Origin of the sequence: Streptomyces sp. SID12501, from assembly GCF_010550245.1 — a bacterium.
Lineage (GTDB): Bacteria > Actinomycetota > Actinomycetes > Streptomycetales > Streptomycetaceae > Streptomyces.
In genome coordinates this window covers 1-471 of the sequence record NZ_JAAGLU010000524.1, presented here as the reverse complement: position 1 = coordinate 471, position 471 = coordinate 1, and the positions used below count along the sequence as shown (strand labels likewise).

At 64.5% G+C, this 471-nt stretch carries 1 protein-coding gene; it reads left to right on the top strand.

Going from position 1 to position 471, the window contains the following annotated elements:
• A partial coding sequence (locus G3I71_RS47095; protein ID WP_164325086.1) for a type VI secretion system baseplate subunit TssF occupies positions 1-401 on the top strand: 401 nt, incomplete at its 5' end.
• Positions 402-471: the final 70 nt, after the last annotated feature.

Sequence of the window (471 nt, the reverse complement as noted above, 5' to 3'; positions counted from 1 at the left end):
TACTGGCCACCCAGCTCAATCAGATGCCCAGGAAGAACGTTGCCGAGGTGCTCGCCGGGCGCGGCACTCACCCGATCCCCATGTCTGCGGCTCGCGGCACCGTAACCTTCACACCAGCTTCCGTCCGCAACAATGGCCTACGCGTGCCAGCCGGAACCCAGGTCACCACCCAAGTCTCCGGGGACTCCTCGCCGATCAGATTCTCGACCACCGCCCCAGCCGACCTCTCGCCGGTGACTCTGGGCGCCTGGGGGTTTCTCAGGGAAGGCGAAGCATCGAAAGTGGGACGGAGCGGCGACATCCCCATCTTGGAGCTGAGCCGCGCGGCCCCGGGGGAGTTCATCGTCGTCGACTTGGCTTTGAGGCTCGATACTCGTCTGGGCTTCGCGTTACTCGCCTAGGCTGAGGAGTGGGAGTGGGAGGTCTCGACGCTTGACGTAAGCGAACCCCCCTACCTCCCCTGCGGAAAAT